Here is a 17,007-nt window from a genome sequence, read left to right on the forward strand (position 1 = left end):
GTTTATTGGCAGGCTTCGCAGTCCGGGTCATCCAGAGAGCAGGCCTGGGGCACGTCGGCGGCCTGGCCGAATTCCGCGGCTGGCTCTTCCACCTTGGAGGAAACCCGGTTGAGCTTGCCATCATTGATGGTGGATTTTTCGGTCTGGGTGGCGCCGATGGCACGTAGGTAGTAGGTGGTCTTCAGCCCCAGCAACCAGGCCATCTTGTAGGTCACGTCCAGCTTCTTGCCGTTCGCTTCCGCGATGTACAGGTTCAGGGATTGAGCCTGGTCGATCCATTTCTGGCGACGGCTTGCCGCTTCCACCAGCCAGCGTGGCTCCACTTCAAAGGCGGTACGGAACTGTTCTTTCAGGTCCGCCGGAATCCGTTCGATGGGCTGTGCGGAGCCATCGTAGTATTTCAGGTCGTTGACCATCACGTTGTCCCACAGGCCGCGCTCTTTCAAGGCGCTGACCAGGTACGGGTTGACCACGGTGAACTCGCCGGACAGGTTCGATTTCACGTACAGGTTCTGGTACGTGGGCTCGATGGACTGGGAGACCCCGGTGATGTTGGCAATGGTCGCCGTCGGCGCGATGGCCATCACGTTGGAGTTACGCATGCCTTTCTTGGCCATGGCGCGCACGCTGTCCCAATCCAGGGTCTGGCTGCGATCGACCTTGCAGTAGTCCTCGCCACGCTGGTTGACCAGGATCTCGATGGAGTCGATGGGCAGTACGCCCTGGCTCCACAGGGAACCGTCGAAGGTCTGGTAGGCACCGCGCTCTTCCGCCAGCTTGGCGGAGGCCTGGATGGCGTAGTAGCTCACCGCTTCCATGGAGTTGTCGGCAAAGGTCACCGCGTCGCTGGAGGCGTAGCTGATGCCCTGCTTATACAGTGCGTCCTGGAAGCCCATGATGCCCAGGCCCACCGGGCGGTGCTTCATGTTGGAACGCTCCGCTTGGGGCACGCTGTAGTAGTTGATGTCGATTACGTTATCGAGCATGCGCACGGCGGTGTTGATGGTGCCTTGCAGCTTCTCGATATCCAGGCCGTTTTCGTCCACGTGCTGGGCCAGGTTCACGGAACCCAGGTTACACACGGCGATTTCTTCCTGGTTGGTGTTCAGGGTGATCTCGGTGCACAGGTTGGAGGAGTGCACCACGCCCACGTGCTGCTGCGGGCTGCGCAGGTTGCACGGATCCTTGAAGGTGAACCAGGGGTGGCCTGTTTCAAACAGCATGGAGAGCATCTTGCGCCACAGGTTGATGGCGGGCAGACGCTTGAACAGTTTCAGTTCGCCGCTGCGGGTTTTGGCTTCGTATTCCAGGTACGCCTTCTCGAACGCTTCGCCGTACAGGTCGTGCAGGTCCGGGGCGTCGTTGGGGCTGAACAGGGTCCAGTCTTCTTCGTTGATCACACGCTTCATGAACAGATCGGGAATCCAGTTGGCGCTGTTCATGTCGTGGGTACGGCGACGGTCATCACCGGTGTTTTTGCGCAGCTCCAGGAATTCCTCGATGTCCATGTGCCAGGTTTCCAGGTAGGCACAGACCGCGCCTTTACGCTTGCCACCCTGGTTCACGGCCACGGCGGTATCGTTGACCACTTTCAGGAAGGGCACGACACCCTGGGAGCGACCATTGGTACCCTTGATGTAGGCGCCCAGTGCGCGCACCGGGGTCCAGTCGTTACCCAGGCCACCGGCAAACTTGGACAGCATGGCGTTGTCCTGGATGGCGCCGTAAATGCCGTGCAGGTCATCCGGCACGGTGGTCAGGTAGCAGCTGGACAGCTGCGGGCGCAGGGTGCCGGCGTTGAACAGAGTCGGCGTGGAGCTCATGTAGTCGAAGCTGGACAGCAGATTGTAGAACTCGATGGCGCGTGCTTCGCGGTTGTCTTCTTCCACCGCCAGGCCCATGGCCACACGCATGAAGAAGCACTGGGGCAGTTCGATGCGCACGTCGTTGTGGTGGATGAAGTACCGGTCGTACAGGGTTTGCAGGCCCAGGTAGGAGAACTGCAGGTCGCGGTTGCCATCCAGGGCAGCGCCCAGCTTGTCCAGGTCGTACTCGGCCAGTTGCGGAGACAGCAGTTCCAGCTCGATGCCTTTGCCGATGTAGGCTTTCAGCGCTTCACCGTAAAGGGCGTTCATTTCATCGTGGCTGGCGCGCTCGGCGACATTCAGGAACTGCAGGGCTTCGGCGCGGATCTTGTCCATCAGCAGGCGGGCAGTGACCTGGGAGTAGTTGGGCTCCACTTCGATCATGGTGCGCGCGGTGATCACCATGGAGGTGTTCACGTCGTGGATGGAGACACCGTCGTACAGGTTCTTCACCGTTTCGGTGATGATCTTGTCGGCGTTCACGTCTTCCAGGCCGGAGCAGGCTGCGCGAATCAGGTGCTCAAGGCGTGCCATGTCCAGCGGTGCCTTGCTGCCGTCTTCCATGGTGACGGACATGTCCACCTGGTGGGTCGGTGCGGGCAGATCGCTGCTGTGCTCGGCGGCGCGCTTGGAAGCCTGCTGTTCGCGGTACAGCACGTAGTCGCGGGCGACTTTCTGTTCGCCGTTGCGCATCAGGGCCAGTTCCACCTGGTCCTGAATTTCCTCGATGTGGATGGTGCCACCGGAAGGCATGCGACGCTTGAACGTGGCGGAGACCTGTTCGGTCAGGCGCGCCACGGTTTCATGGATGCGGGACGATGCAGCGGCGGTGCCGCCTTCGACAGCCAGGAAGGCCTTGCTGATGGCAACGGTAATCTTGTCGTCATCGTAGCTCACTACCTTGCCATTACGCTTGATCACGCGCAGCTGGCCGGGGGCGGTGCTGGCAAGGCTCTGGTCCTGATCGTTGCTGTCGCTGGCAGGGGAGCCGGCGTTCTGTGGGTTTTGGCTCATATCCGTTTGCATGGTGCCCTCTCCGTTGTCGGTGCTGTTCTGTCTATGTTGTGTGTTGTGGGCGCGGTGTCATCACCACGCAAAACGCCACGACCGCTAGGCCATGGCGTGTTAAATCGTGTCTTGGGTAGTGCCTGGTGGTATCGCGAGCGCGCGAACCACAATATGTTGTGTCTTATCCATGACGTTCTGCTTTCCCCTTCTGGTCGGGAAAAGGCTAAATCGCTGATGCGGCTGCACTTTTCCACGCTGTAGACTGTTTTGTCCTGGGGTGGCGCCTTTTTTACAAAAACCCAACATCTTGGGGTCGGCGTCCAAGTTCAGTACAAGTTATAGTTGCGTCCGCTTTTTTGCAAGCACTTCGCCTGGGGAAATCTTGTGGATAACCTGTGGGGCGATGTGGGTGCAATTAGGGTGCTTTTTTTCTGTGCAGACACATACTAGATATAGTGTTTGTCAATGGGGAAAAACGGTCACGTGGTGCACTGTGTGCAGGCAGGGGGCGCCATGCGCAAGCGCGGTATGGCGGTTGTTTGTACGATGGGTAGCCCGAGAGGTTGCCGTGCACAGCGTGTATGCGTATAAACATCCGATAGGGATACGTTTGTTACAGTTCGCCGGGTTGGCGCTGAAACAAAACGACAATAACGATACAAATTCAAAAGGATAAGGACGGGATGACAACGGTGCAGGATAACCCGCCAGCCATCATGATCGTAGAAGACGACGAGCGTCTTGCCGATTTAACCTGTGAATATCTTCAAAGCAACGGCCTGGATGTCACGGTCGTCAGCGACGGTGAAGAAGCCATTCGCCGTATTCGTGCAGAACAACCGGATCTGGTGGTGCTGGATCTGATGCTGCCCGGCGCCGACGGCCTGACGGTATGCCGTGAAGTGCGCAGTGCCTACAAGAATCCCATCCTCATGCTGACCGCTCGCACGGATGACATGGATCAGGTGCTGGGGCTGGAAATGGGCGCGGATGACTACGTGGCCAAACCGGTGAAACCCCGCGTGTTGCTGGCACGGATTCGTGCCCTGTTGCGCCGGGTGGAAACCGACAGCGAACGCGACAACTCCCCGGCCCGTCTGGAATTTGGCGCCCTGGTGATCGACAACTCTGCCCGGGAAGTAACCCTGGCGGGTGAGTCGGTGGACCTGACCAGCGCCGAATATGACTTGCTCTGGTTGCTGGCGTCCAATGCGGGCACGGTGCTGTCACGGGAAACGATTTTCGAGAAACTGCGCGGCATTCAATATGACGGTCAGGATCGTTCTATTGATGTACGCATTTCCCGGATTCGCCCGAAAGTGGGGGACGACCCGGAAAATCCCAAGCGCATCAAGACGGTGCGTTCCAAGGGCTATCTGTTCGTCAAGGAAATCGGCGCGGCATAACGGCTGCTTTGGCCGTCGCGGCGCAGGGATGACGCTGGGTGACGTTTGAATAGTATTTTCCTGAGGCTCTACGGGGGCCTGCTGCTGGCGCTGTGTTTTATCGGCGCCATCACCTATGGCGCCGTGGAGCTGGTGAACAGCTACCGATCCGATCTGTACCGGGAGAAAATGGCCCGCGGTACCTTCTTCCTGATGGCGGAGGGCTACCAGCGCTATGAAGCCGGGGAGCGCGATCGCTGGAGCCAGGTGCTCAGCAAGCTGTTCAGTGCCGAGATAAGCCTGAAGTCCCGCGAGGAGCTGGCGCTGGGATACCGGGAAACCCTGCATCTGGAAGATGGCCTGGTGGTCATGCGCCTGAATGACGATGCAGGCTACGCCGACATTCTGTTCCAGATCCCCGACGAAGACGCCTATATCAACACACGCATGACCAAAGTGTCCGAGCAACAGGCCCGGGCCACGGCGGTGTTGATCCTCAATCATTTGTCGCATTTTCAGGAGTCCGAGTGGGCTTCGGCACTGGCTGATCTACAGCATCAATTCGGTTATCCCCTGACACTGGTTCAGCGTGATGACGTTTCCCTGGATGGTGAGCAGGAGCAGCGTCTCAACCGCCGTGAGGTGGTCATTGCCCTGGATGACAGTACCCGCAGCGATTCCAGCATCCGCATTTATGCGCCGGTGGCGCAGACTGGCAAGCTGCTGATGATCGGCCCGCTAAGCCTGTTTGATCAATTCCCCATTGAACTGTTGCTGATTGCCGGGGCCACCAGCTTGCTGGCGGTGGCGCTGGCCACCTACCTGCAGGTGAGCCCGTTGCAACGGCGGCTGAAACAACTCGACGGTGCGGTGAGTCAGCTGGGCAGTGGGGACCTGGGGGCCTATGCCAATATTGAAGGCAGTGATGCCATCGGCCAGGTGGCGGCGACCTTTAATGGCATGACGGCGCACATTCGCCGGCTTATTGAATCCCAGCGGGAGATGACCCGGGCGGTGAGCCATGAGCTTCGCACCCCGGTGGCGCGCCTGCGTTTTGGCCTGGAGATGCTGGCGGATATCGAGTCGGCGGAGCGGCGCCGTGAAAAGCTCAATGCCATGGATCACGATATCGAACAGCTGGATCAGTTGATCGACGAAATTCTGACCTATGCTCGCTTGGAGCAGGGTACGCCCAATATCGAATTCCAGCCGGTGGTGATTGGCGAGCTGTGCGAGCAATTGCGCGATGAGCTGGAAACCATCCGCGATGAAACCGCCATCACCGTGGCGAACCCCTATCCGACCCTGGAAGTGGAAGCGGAAGAGCGCTACCTGCACCGGGTGTTGCAGAACCTGGTAACCAATGCCCTGCGCTATGCCCAATCGCGCATTGTCATGCGAGTGGAAGAGAGCGAGGATCAGGTGGTGATCCATGTGGATGATGATGGCCCCGGCATTCCTGAACACGAACGCGAGCGAGTGTTCAAACCCTTTGCCCGGCTGGATAAAAGCCGTCACCGGGCCAGCGGCGGCTATGGTCTGGGCCTGTCCATCGTGAAGCGGATTGTGGATTGGCACGGCGGAGAAATCCGCGTGGATGAAAGCCCGGAAGGCGGTGCCCGCTTTACCGTGACCTTGCCCAAGAGCCAACAGGGCCAGCATGTGCTGGGCCGGATGAGCTAGGCGAATAGTGACCCCGTTAAGGGTGATGGCGTCGGGCGACAGTACGAAATCGTTGGGGGAGCGCAGGCCAGCCCAGGCCCGCAATGGCCGATAAGGTCTATCGGGTTGGCCGTTATCGTGCAATCTGTCATCTGGCCTTCATTTAAAATACGCTTCCCGTGGTATCTCGCGGTGTTTGTTTGATCCCGCCCCCCATACTGATAACAAGGTTAGCCGAGTCATGTCTTATATCCTTTCCATCGACCAGGGGACTACCAGTTCCCGCGCCATTGTTTTTGATGCCAGTGGCCGTGCCTGTGGGCAGGCGCAGAAAGAGTTTCGTCAGCATTTCCCCCAGGATGGCTGGGTGGAACATGACGCCATGGAAATCTGGAATGACACTCTGGCCATGTGTCAGCAAGCCTTGCGCAATGCCCGGGTAGAGGCGCAGCAGCTGGCGGCCATCGGTATTACCAACCAGCGCGAAACCACCGTGCTGTGGGATCGGGAAACCGGCGACCCGCTGGCCAAAGCCATTGTCTGGCAAGACCGGCGTACCGCGTCCACCTGCGAGGCGCTGCGTGATCAGGGCCATGAAGATCAGGTGCGCAGCAAAACCGGGTTGTTGCTGGACCCGTATTTCTCTGCCACCAAGCTGGCCTGGCTGCTGGATAACGTGCCCGGCGCCCGCCAGCGTGCCGAGGCCGGTGAACTGGCGTTTGGCACCATTGATAGCTGGCTGCTGTGGCAGCTGACCCGCGGCAAGGTGCACGCCACCGACGCCACCAATGCCTCACGGACCCTGTTGTTCAATATCCACGAGCAGTGCTGGGATGAGGCGTTGCTGGCCTTGTTCAATGTGCCTGCGTCGGTGTTGCCGGACGTGCGTGACAGTGCCGCAGACTTTGGTACCACCTGCCCGGAACTGCTGGGCGCAGCCGTGCCGGTGGCCGGCATTGCCGGCGACCAGCAGGCGGCGCTGGTGGGGCAGGCCTGTTTTGCCCCGGGGATGGTGAAAAGCACCTATGGCACCGGCTGCTTCATGGTCATGAATACCGGCGAGGCGGTGGAATCCCATAACCGTTTGCTGACCACCGTGGGGTATCGCCTGAATGGCAAGACAACCTATGCGCTGGAAGGCTCCATCTTTGTGGCGGGTGCGGCGATCCAGTGGCTGCGCGATGGCCTCAACCTGATTCGCGATGCCAGCGAAACCGAAGCCCTGGCCCGCCGTGCCGGTTCCGCCGGCGGGGTGTATCTGGTGCCGGCCTTTACCGGCCTGGGGGCGCCCTGGTGGGACCCCCATGCCCGGGGAGCCTTGACGGGGCTGACCCGCGACACCGGGATTGCGGAGGTGGTAACGGCGGGGCTGGAAGCGGTGTGCTATCAGTCCCGGGATCTTCTCGATGCCATGGCGGCTGATTGTGGCACCCGACCGACCACCCTGCGGGTGGACGGGGGCATGGTGGTGAACAACTGGCTGAGCCAGACGTTGTCAGATGTGCTGGGCGTCTGTGTGGACCGCCCGGTGGTGACCGAAACCACGGCTCTCGGCGCAGCTTATCTGGCGGGCCTGGGGGTCGGGCTATATACATCACTGGATGCCGTGGCTGAGCAATGGCGCTGTGAACGGGAGTTTTCCCCCCAGCTGGATGAACCGGAGCGCCAGAAACGCTATCAGGGCTGGCGGGATGCCGTCGCTCGGGTCTGCCAGGCTTCGCCGGGTGCCTGAGAACAGTAAATGGCATAAAAATCAGGGGTTTTGCCGTCGGTAAAATGCGTTTTACAACGATGAGCGGTTCGGTTTAGGGGATGGTCAAACTGTGACGGAGTAGGCACTTGGTATTACTATTGGTTCAATATTAATACTAATTTGCTATCAGTTGGTGCGGTTGCTAGTGGGAGAGGGGCGCACCGAATCGGGAATCCGCATGGATCAAACGTTACCGCTCCACCCTGTGGCCATGCAGTCGCAACGGCTACGTCGCGTGCTCTTCGCTATCCTCGCGGGAGGTGGTGCGCATACGCTACTTTGCTGGATTGCCTTGCAGCTGGATTTTTTCCGCGGTGGCGAGGTCCTTTTCTATTCTCTTTTTGCTGGCCTCTGGGCCGGGCATCTGCTGTTTATTCTGTTCATGTTGGTGGGGTTGAACCGCCGGCTATCCGAACCTTCCATGATCATGCCGCTGATGGTGTGGTCCACCACCGGGCTGCTGGTGACTGCCCTGGTCGTCGATCAGGTGCGTCTGTGCATCATGCTGATTTTCTTTGCCATTGTTCAGATGGGGGTGTTGCAGGCGTCGCTACGGCAATTCCTCGCCCTGGCCGGGTATTGCGTGCTGGGTTACGCGGTGGTGCTGGGGGTTGTTTGTGTGTACTGGCCGGAAGTGGTGGATGTTCGCGGCGAGTGGATCCAGTGGGGCCTGTTCAGTGTCATGGTGCTGGCGGCCATGCTGGTGGCGTCAGAAATTTCCACCATCCGCTTCCAGCTGGGGAGGCGTAATCAGCAACTGGGGCAAATTGTTGAGCGCATTCATGACATGGCGGTGAAAGACGAGCTGACCGGTTTTTACCGTCGTCGCCATGCCATGGAACTGCTGAGCAAGGCGTGTGGGCAATCCGCTCGCGGTGCCTATCAATTGGGGGTGGTGTACCTGGATCTGGACCATTTCAAAAAAACCAATGATCAGTATGGCCATCGCATGGGCGACCTGGTGCTGCAGCGCTTTGCGGACGTGACACAGCGTCACCTGACCAATCAGGACTTCGCCGCCCGTCTGGGTGGGGAGGAGTTCATGTTGGTGTTGCCGGTGAGTGACCCTGAGGAGGCGCGTAATCTGGTGGAGGGCATCCTGATGGGCATGCGCAGTCAGCGTTTCAAGGATGCGCCCGGGTTGGTGGTTACGGTTTCCGGAGGGCTGGCCATGCTGAATCACGGTGAGACGCCTGCGCAGTTGATCAGGCGGGCGGATCAGGCGCTGTACCGGGCCAAGGAAACCGGACGCGATAGATTGATTGTCGGGGAGAAGGAATGAATCAGGATCTCCACCAGGCAGAAAAACTGACGCTGAGTGAAAAGCGCCTGATGCAACGCCATAGCCGTTCGGCCATGGCGATTATGGCCATGCATACCTTGCTCTGTGTGGTCTATTTTCAACTGGGTTATATGCACATCGCGCTGCCGGAAGCGCTGGTGCTGGTGTCGTTGATCTGGATTTCCCTGTTGGCGTACCAACTGTTGATGGCAACCGGTGTTACCTTGAATCTTCGTGAGCCAAGCCTGTCGCTGCCGTTGATTCTGTATTTCACCGGGGTGTTCATGGTGTCGGGGTATTACGTGGATGAGTTTCGACTCAGCGTGGTAACCCTGTTTTTTGCGGCGTTATTGATGGTGTCGTTCCGCCTGAGTGGCAAAGTGATGATTGCGGTGGCGTTTCTGGCCAGTGCGGCCTATGCGTTGATGCTGTGGGTGGCACTGATGGATCGCTGGGTGCAGTTGAGTCTGTCGGTGGAGCTGTTGCAATGGCTGGTGTTCGCCATGATTTCGGTCAGCTTTGCGGTTACCGGTGGGGGCGTAAACCGCCTGCGGAATGCGCTGGCAGAAAAAAACCGGGAGCTGGCCAACGCGGTGGAAAAGGTGCGGGAAATGGCCATCCGTGATGATCTCACGGGGTTGTTTAATCGTCGCCACTTGCTGGAAATTCTGGAGCGCCAGCGCGCCCTGTCTGACGGCAAGGGGGTACCATTTGCCGTGTGCTACGTGGACCTGGATCACTTCAAGAAGATCAACGACCGGCACGGTCATGACTGGGGCGACCGGGTGCTGCGCCAGTTTTCCGAGCTGGCGTTATCGGGCATGCGTGATGGTGACTACTTTGGTCGCCTGGGCGGGGAAGAGTTCTTGCTGGTGTTGCCGCAAAGTGATGCCCACGGCGCCCTGCTGGTGGCTGAACGTCTGCGTCAGCGTTGGCGTGAACAGCGTTTCGATGCCCAGGGCGGCCCGGCCACTGTCAGCCTGTCTGTGGGTGTGGCGGATTATCGGGATGGCGAAAGTGTCGATGAGCTGCTTAACCGGGCCGATCAGGGTTTGTACAAGGCCAAGTCCGGGGGGCGGGATCAGAGCCAGGTGGCATGAAGAAATAGTGAATAATTAATAATGAATAGTTAATAGTTGCGCGACAAAAGTCAGTGTTTTTTGGAAGGTGAGAGGCCGCGCCCATGGTTTGGGCGCGGCCTCCTAGTATGTGCAGACAACGATTAGTCTGGTCGCGAGTTATTAACTATTCATTATTAATTGAAAAAGTGACCAAATGCTTGGTGCCCAGCCGCACATGCAGGTTGTCGCCTTCCACCACATTGGTGTGGCTGTCGGTCTGGCAGAGCAGGGTTTCGTTGGCGCCAACCCGCAGGTGGTAGAGGATGCTGGCGCCGGTGAACTGGCGGCGGGTGACGGGGAGCGCCAGGGGGGCGGATTCGTCGGCGATCACGTCTTCCGGGCGCAGTAGCACTTCTACTTCAGTGCCCGGTTGCAGGGGGGTATGGCTGCGGCCGGTGACATCGCCCAGGGTGGTGTGAACGGTGTTGCCATCACGCACGGTGCCGCGCAGGAAGGTGCCATAACCGGCGAACTCTGCCACGAACCGGTTCGCCGGCGCGTGGTAAATGTTATAGGGCGTATCCCATTGCTCCAGGTGGCCCTGTTGCATGACGCCGACCCGGTCGGCCAGCGCAAAGGCTTCTTCCTGGTCGTGGGTCACCAGCAGGGTGGTGACCTTTTCCTGACGCAGGATGTCTCCCAGTTCCTGGGCCAGAGCCCGGCGCAGATCCAGATCCAGGCTGGAAAAAGGCTCATCCAGCAATAGCAGGGCGGGCTGGGGGGCCAGTGCCCGGGCCAGCGCCACGCGCTGTTGTTGGCCGCCGGAGAGTTCGTGGGGGTAGCGTTGCTCCAGGCCGCTGAGCCGTACCCGTTGCAGGCTCGCGTGTACCCGCTCTTCGCGTTCCTCCCGGCTTTGCTGTCGCAGGCCGAAAGCCACGTTGTTTGCCACGGTGAGATGAGGAAACAGGGCGTGTTCCTGGAATACCATGCCCAGGCCGCGCTGGTTGGGAGGCAGCTGACGATGGGGGCCGGAGACCTGTTTTCCCTGAATGCTGATAGAGCCGGCGGTTACCGGTTCCAGCCCGGCGATGACACGCAATGTGGTGGTCTTGCCACAGCCGCTGGGGCCCAGCAGGCAGGCAATTTCACCCGCCGCCAGTTCCAGTTTTAACCCCTTTACCACGGTTTGCTGGTGATAGCCGCAAGCCAGGTTTTCAAGGCGCAGTAGTGGCTCTTTCATGGTCGTGCGCTCCAGGCGTCCCGCTGTACGCAGCACGGGGCGATGCCCGCGTGCTGTGCCTCGCATGGTGCGTGCAGCGTTGCCATCAATGCTGCCCGGTGAGCAGGAATTCCAGCAGGGCTTTCTGGGCGTGCAAGCGGTTTTCGGCTTCGTCCCACACCACGGCGCGAGGGTCGTCCATCATTTCATGACTGACTTCCTCGCCGCGGTGGGCTGGCAGGCAGTGCATGAACAGCGCATCCGGGTCGGCCCTGTCCATCAACTCCGGGGTGACCTGATAACCGTCAAAGGCGTTCAGGCGTGTTTGCTGTTCGTCTTCCTGCCCCATGGACGCCCACACATCGGTGACGACCAGGTGAGCGCCCTGCACGGCGGTGGCCACGTCCGGCTCCAGGCTGACCCGGTCCGGGTAACGGCCCAGCAGATCGCTGTCCGGGGTGAAGCCATCCGGGCTGCTGATCACCAGTTCGAAATCAAACTGGTTGGCGGCGTTGATGTAGCTGGCACACATGTTGTTGCCATCGCCGACCCACACCACTTTCTTGCCCTGAATGCTGCCGCGGTGCTCCACATAGGTTTGCATGTCGGCCAGCAACTGGCAGGGGTGAAAGTCGTCGGTTAGGGCGTTGATCACCGGTACCGCAGAGTGGTCGGCAAAGGTCTGCAGGGTGGCGTGGTCAAAGGTGCGAATCATCACCGCGTCGACCATGCGTGACAGTACCCGGGCGGAATCCTCGATCGGTTCGCCGCGGCCCAGCTGGGTGTCACGGGGTGACAGGAAAATGCTGGAACCACCGAAATGGGTCATCGCCACTTCGAAGGAAACACGGGTGCGGGTGGATGATTTTTCGAAAATCATGCCCAGCGTTTTGCCCTGCAGTGGCTCGTGGTGCTGACCATTGCGCAGCATGGTTTTCAGCTCGATGGCGCGCTGGATCAGGTAGCCGAGCTCATCCGGAGTGAGGTCGGTGAGGGTCAGGAAATGACGGGTCATGCGACCTCCTGCTCGTCGGCAAAACGGTGGATCAGCGTCGACAGGGTGTCCACCAGGTGCTGCATTTCCGCCTGGCTGATCACCAGTGGCGGCAGTAGCCGCACTACGGAACCGGCGGTGACATTGATCAGCAGGCCGGCGTCGCGGGCCCGGTTGACCAGTTCGGCACAGGGGCGATCCAGCTGGATGCCCAGCATCAGGCCTTTTTGGCGAATTTCGGTGACCATGGGCAGATCGGAAAACGCCTGCAGAAAGGCGTCTTTCAACCAGCTGCCTTTATCGGCCACGCCGTCGATGATGTCGTCGGTGAGAGTGTTCACCACCGCCAGGGCCGTCGCGCAGCCCAGCGGGTTACCGCCGTAGGTGCTGCCGTGGTTACCGGGGCCGAAAACACCTTCAGCCTTGCCGGCCACCAGGCAGGCGCCGATGGGGAAGCCGTTGCCCAGGCCTTTGGCGGTGGTCAGTACGTCCGGGGTGATGCCGGCGCCCAGGCAGGCAAAGTAGTCCCCGGTGCGGCCGTTGCCGGACTGGATTTCATCTAGCATCAGCAGCCAGTCATTGCGGTCGCATAGGGTGCGCAGGCCGGCCAGGTAATCGTTGGCGGGGATGTGGATACCGCCTTCGCCCTGTACCGGTTCTACCAGTACGGCGACGATATCGTGATTGTCAGCCAGGGCTTCCACCGCTGCCAGATCGTTGAACGGCACACGGATGAAGCCGTCCAGCAGGGGCGCAAAGCCTTCCTGCACCTTGGCATTGGCGGTGGCGGACAAGGTCGCCATGGTGCGGCCATGGAAGCTGCCTTCCATGACGATCACGGTGGGGCGCGCAATCTGTTTGCGCGAGCCGTACAGGCGGGCAATCTTGATGGCGGCCTCATTGGCCTCCGCGCCGGAGTTGGAGAAAAATACGTTCTCCATGCCGCTCAGCTCGCACAGGCGCTGGGCCAGGGATTCCTGGGCGGGAATGCGATACAGGTTGGAGGTGTGCATCAGCTGCCCGGCCTGTTCGGCCAGGGTGCGGGTGACCGCCGGGTGGCAGTGGCCCAGGTTGCACACGCCAATCCCGGAGATGGCATCCATGTATTTGTGGTCGTTTTCATCGTACAACCACACGCCCTCGCCCCGCACGAAAGCCACTGGCTGGCGCGCGTAGGTGGGAATCAAAAATTGCTGGCTCATTACCCTGACTCGTTAAAGCGAATTCGTCTGTTTTGGCATGACCAAAACAAAAAACGGCAGCTGTTAGGCTGCCGGGAACCCCCGATAATAGCGCACATTTCAGTGAATAGTTAACACCCTGCATGGATTGGCGTTAGGCTTGTTTGCCTCAAGGGTTAATGGTTTTAGCTATTAACTATTCACTGTTAGCTATTGATCGCCTTTATGAATCCTGTCCAGCTGAGTATTTTTGCCAACCGCCTTGCCGGTGTCTGCGATGAAATGGGCGCGGTGCTGCGTCTCAGTGCCCTGTCTCCGAATATCAAGGACCGGCTTGATTTCTCCTGTGCCATTTTTGACGCCCGGGGCCGGTTGTGTGCCCAGGCGGCGCATATACCGGTGCACTTGGGGTCCATGGCCTACGCCATGGCCGATCTGGTTGCTGGCAGGGAGTGGCAGGCGGGGGACCTGATGGTGGTGAATGACCCTTACCTGGGCGGCACGCATCTGCCTGATGTGACGGTGATCGCGCCGGTGCTGGTGGGGCCGACGTTGCTCGGCTTCGCGGTGACCCGCGCCCACCACGCCAATATCGGTGCTCACAGCCCGGGTTCCATGCCGGTGTCTACGGACCTGGCCCAGGAAGGGATAGTGATTGCGCCCACGTTGCTCAAGCAGCAGGGGCGGTGGGATGTGCCGCTGTGCCGGCGCCTGGCTGGGCTGCAGGCTGACGCCCGGGCGGTGTTGCCGGTGGACAATGCCCGCTTTGCCGATTTCGCCGCCCAGGCCAGTGCCTGTGAGGCAGGGGCGGCTCGTCTGGCGGCGTTGGCAGAGCAGGATGGCGCGGCGCTGGCCCAGGCGTTTGATGCGCTCAATGATTACGGTGAGCGGCGGGCCCGGGCGCGTATCGCTGCGCTGCCAGATGGACAATATCGTTTTGAAGATTACATGGATGACGACGGCCAGGGGCAACAGGATATTCCCATTGTGCTGGCGCTGACGATCCGTGGGGAAGAAGCGTCGCTGGATTTCACCGGCACGGCCGGGCAGGTTGCCGGCAACATTAATTGCCCCTTGTCCGTGGCGGCGGCGGCGGCCTATTACTGTTTTCGTTGTTTGATGGACGATGATGTACCCGCCTGCGATGGTCTGTTCCGCCCCATCAAGTTGTATGCACCGGAAGGTTCACTGCTTAATGCCCGTCGCCCGGCGGCAGTGGCAGCCGGTAATGTGGAAACCAGCTCCAGGGTGGTGGATGTGGTGTTGGGCGCGCTGGCCCAAGTGGCTCCTGACGTTATTCCGGCAGCGAGCCAGGGCACCATGAACAATGTGGCCATGGGAGCCGCGGGAGAACAGGGCTGGGATTATTATGAGACCATGGCCGGCGGCACCGGTGGCCATGCCTCTGGTGCGGGACTGTCCGGGGTTCACAGTCATATGACCAATACCCTGAACACGCCGATTGAGAGCCTTGAATCCCACTACCCTCTGCGCGTGCACCGCTACCAGCTTCGCCACGGCAGTGGAGGGCGCGGGCAGCATCGAGGGGGCGAGGGCATCCTGCGGGAACTGGAATTTCTGGGGCCAGCCAGTGTAACGCTGCTGACCGAGCGTCGCCGTTACCGCCCCTGGGGGCTGGCTGGCGGTGGAGAGGGCGCTGCCGGTGAGAACCGCTTGAATAATCAGGCTTTGCCCCCCAAGTACAGTACCGAGGTCGCCCCCGGCGACCGGCTGATCATCGCCTCCCCGGGTGGTGGCGGTTATGGGGGGTGACAGTGGTACAATGGCCACTATAGGGCGTAACTCTGTGGCAGAGGTGTTGCCAGATGATTACGTGCCGCGAGATTTACAGGCGTAACGGCACTCAATACGAGATAGGTGAAGTAATGGATGTGATGCAGGTCATCAAAGACCAGATCGAGAAAAACCCGGTGATCCTCTACATGAAAGGGTCTCCCCAGTTTCCCCAGTGTGGGTTTTCCGCCCAGGTGGTGGAAGCCATGACCGCCGTTGGCAAGCCGTTTGCCTATGTGAACATTCTGGAAGCGCCGGAAATTCGCCAGAACCTGAAAGAGTATGCGAACTGGCCCACGTATCCCCAATTGTGGGTGGGCGGCGAGCTGGTTGGCGGCTGCGATATCATCATGGATATGTACCGTTCCGGTCAGCTTAAAGAGCTGGTGGACGGTGTTGCAGTGGAGTCGGATGAGTCCGAGTCCTGATTTGAATTAAATTCGGGAAACTTTTTTATTTTTCTCCGAATAATATTCAGCATTAAAAAACCCGGGTGAACCGGGTTTTTTAATGCTTGGCTACAAAAAGTGTATTAAGAATAAGTTTCAATCTTGTTTCTTCTTCGTTTAAATTCCCGCCGTTGTTATCACTCAATTCTTCTTCATTAGGGAAGGGAAGAAACATGTTCAAGCGTACCCTTATGGCTGCGGCAATGGCCGCTGTGCCTTTTTCTGCGCAGGCGGCGCAATCCGCCGAAGACCTGCAGAAACAGATCGACATTCTTGCCCAGCAAGTAGAAGCACTGCAAAAAGAGCAGGGCGCCTCCTCCAATCCGTTCGGTAAAGTGAGCATCGGCGGTTACGGCGAGCTGCACTACAACCATTTCAATAAAGACCCCGAGTTCGGTGGCAAGCAGCAGAATGACGAAGTCGATGCGCACCGTTTCGTGCTTTTCTTCGGCTACGATTTTACGGACAAAGTGCGCTTTTTCTCCGAGTTTGAGCTGGAGCATGGCCTGGCCGGGGAAGGCAAAGACGGCGAAGTTGAGCTTGAGCAGGCCTACATCGAGATCGATACGACCGCCAATACCAAGCTGAAGCTGGGTCAATTTTTGGTGCCGGTGGGGATTATCAACGAAACCCATGAGCCGAACACCTTCTACGGTGTGGAGCGTAATCGCCTGGAAAGCGCGGTGATTCCTGCGACCTGGTGGGAAGCCGGCGCCATGTTCAGCCAGGATCTGGGCGCGGGTCTGACCTATGACATCGCGGTGCATTCCGGCCTGGATTTCCAGGGCAGCACCACCAGCATTCGCGGCAGCCGCCAGAAAGTCTCTGAAGCAGCGGCCAATAAAGGGGCGGCCACGGGGCGTTTGCGCTTTGTCGGCATTCCCGGGCTGGATCTGGCATCGTCGGTTCAGTACCAGCAAGACGTAAATCAGGATCTGGGTCCGGAAGATGTCAGCGCCCGCCTGGTGGAAGCCCACGCCCGTTACACCATCGCGGGCATCACCGCGACGGTACAGAAAGCCCGCTGGGACTTTAACGGCTTTAATACGGCTGCTGACCGTCAGGATGGTGAGTTGTATGAGCTGTCCTATAAGGCTACCGAGAAGCTGGGTGTGTTCGGTCGTTATGAGAACATCAACCTGCTGGCGGAAGATGGTACTGACAACGAAGCATCCATGATCAGCACCTTCGGTGTGAACTACTGGATTGTGCCGCAGGTGGTAGTGAAGGCCGATATGCAGAATGTGAATTACAAAAACTCCACCGAGGATGATAAGGCTGACGACAGCATCAATCTCGGTATTGGCTGGAGCTTCTAGGCCTTGCGCTTGAGATCGCTTCGACAGGCAGCAGG

At 59.4% G+C, this 17,007-nt stretch carries 12 protein-coding genes; 8 read left to right on the forward strand and 4 right to left on the reverse strand.

The window, feature by feature from the left end:
- Window positions 1-2: 2 nt before the first annotated feature.
- On the reverse strand, window positions 3-2,891 hold the full coding sequence (locus F1529_RS08715; RefSeq protein ID WP_155133821.1) for a ribonucleoside-diphosphate reductase subunit alpha: 2,889 nt from the start codon (window positions 2,889-2,891) through the stop codon (window positions 3-5).
- Window positions 2,892-3,556: 665 nt separating this feature from the next.
- Here F1529_RS08715 and F1529_RS08720 point away from each other — a divergent pair.
- From F1529_RS08720 to F1529_RS08740, 5 genes are all read left to right on the forward strand, one after another.
- Window positions 3,557-4,279: a response regulator gene (locus F1529_RS08720; RefSeq protein ID WP_007149065.1), complete on the forward strand. Its 723-nt coding sequence runs from the start codon at window positions 3,557-3,559 to the stop codon at window positions 4,277-4,279.
- Between the two features lie 45 nt (window positions 4,280-4,324).
- Window positions 4,325-5,941 (forward strand): ATP-binding protein, encoded by a 1,617-nt coding sequence (locus F1529_RS08725; RefSeq protein ID WP_155133854.1) that lies wholly within the window; start codon window positions 4,325-4,327, stop codon window positions 5,939-5,941.
- A 220-nt stretch (window positions 5,942-6,161) separates the two neighbouring features.
- Window positions 6,162-7,652: a glycerol kinase GlpK gene (gene glpK, locus F1529_RS08730; protein ID WP_155133857.1), complete on the forward strand. Its 1,491-nt coding sequence runs from the start codon at window positions 6,162-6,164 to the stop codon at window positions 7,650-7,652.
- 199 nt (window positions 7,653-7,851) lie between these two features.
- Complete coding sequence (locus tag F1529_RS08735) at window positions 7,852-8,955, forward strand: diguanylate cyclase (protein ID WP_155133860.1); 1,104 nt, start codon at window positions 7,852-7,854, stop codon at window positions 8,953-8,955.
- Window positions 8,952-10,055, forward strand: coding sequence for a GGDEF domain-containing protein (locus F1529_RS08740; RefSeq protein ID WP_007151577.1), 1,104 nt, complete (start codon window positions 8,952-8,954; stop codon window positions 10,053-10,055). Before F1529_RS08735 ends, F1529_RS08740 begins: the two co-directional genes overlap by 4 nt.
- A 145-nt stretch (window positions 10,056-10,200) precedes the next feature.
- On the opposite strand, the gene F1529_RS08745 is transcribed toward F1529_RS08740, so the two are convergent.
- The 3 genes from F1529_RS08745 to F1529_RS08755 all read right to left on the reverse strand — a co-directional run bounded on the left by F1529_RS08745 (window position 10,201) and on the right by F1529_RS08755 (window position 13,431).
- On the reverse strand, window positions 10,201-11,256 hold the full coding sequence (locus tag F1529_RS08745; protein WP_155133863.1) for an ABC transporter ATP-binding protein: 1,056 nt from the start codon (window positions 11,254-11,256) through the stop codon (window positions 10,201-10,203).
- Window positions 11,257-11,341: 85 nt separating this feature from the next.
- On the reverse strand, window positions 11,342-12,250 hold the full coding sequence (argF, locus tag F1529_RS08750; protein ID WP_007151445.1) for an ornithine carbamoyltransferase: 909 nt from the start codon (window positions 12,248-12,250) through the stop codon (window positions 11,342-11,344).
- Entirely contained in the window at window positions 12,247-13,431 is a 1,185-nt protein-coding gene (locus F1529_RS08755; protein ID WP_155133866.1) for an aspartate aminotransferase family protein, read from the reverse strand. The genes argF and F1529_RS08755 overlap by 4 nt, the downstream gene beginning before the upstream one ends.
- Window positions 13,432-13,635: 204 nt before the next feature.
- On the opposite strand from F1529_RS08755, the gene F1529_RS08760 reads away from it, so the two are divergent.
- The 3 genes from F1529_RS08760 to F1529_RS08770 all read left to right on the forward strand — a co-directional run bounded on the left by F1529_RS08760 (window position 13,636) and on the right by F1529_RS08770 (window position 16,972).
- Entirely contained in the window at window positions 13,636-15,183 is a 1,548-nt protein-coding gene (locus tag F1529_RS08760) for a hydantoinase B/oxoprolinase family protein (protein WP_155133869.1), read from the forward strand.
- A gap of 113 nt (window positions 15,184-15,296) precedes the next feature.
- Window positions 15,297-15,632: a Grx4 family monothiol glutaredoxin gene (gene grxD / locus F1529_RS08765; protein WP_007151000.1), complete on the forward strand. Its 336-nt coding sequence runs from the start codon at window positions 15,297-15,299 to the stop codon at window positions 15,630-15,632.
- A 194-nt stretch (window positions 15,633-15,826) separates the two neighbouring features.
- A complete protein-coding gene (locus F1529_RS08770) occupies window positions 15,827-16,972 on the forward strand; it encodes a porin (RefSeq protein WP_007148647.1) in 1,146 nt (381 codons plus the stop codon).
- Window positions 16,973-17,007 lie beyond the last annotated feature (35 nt).

Source organism: Alcanivorax sp. VBW004 (assembly GCF_009718865.1).
In the GTDB taxonomy this organism is placed as follows: domain Bacteria; phylum Pseudomonadota; class Gammaproteobacteria; order Pseudomonadales; family Alcanivoracaceae; genus Alcanivorax.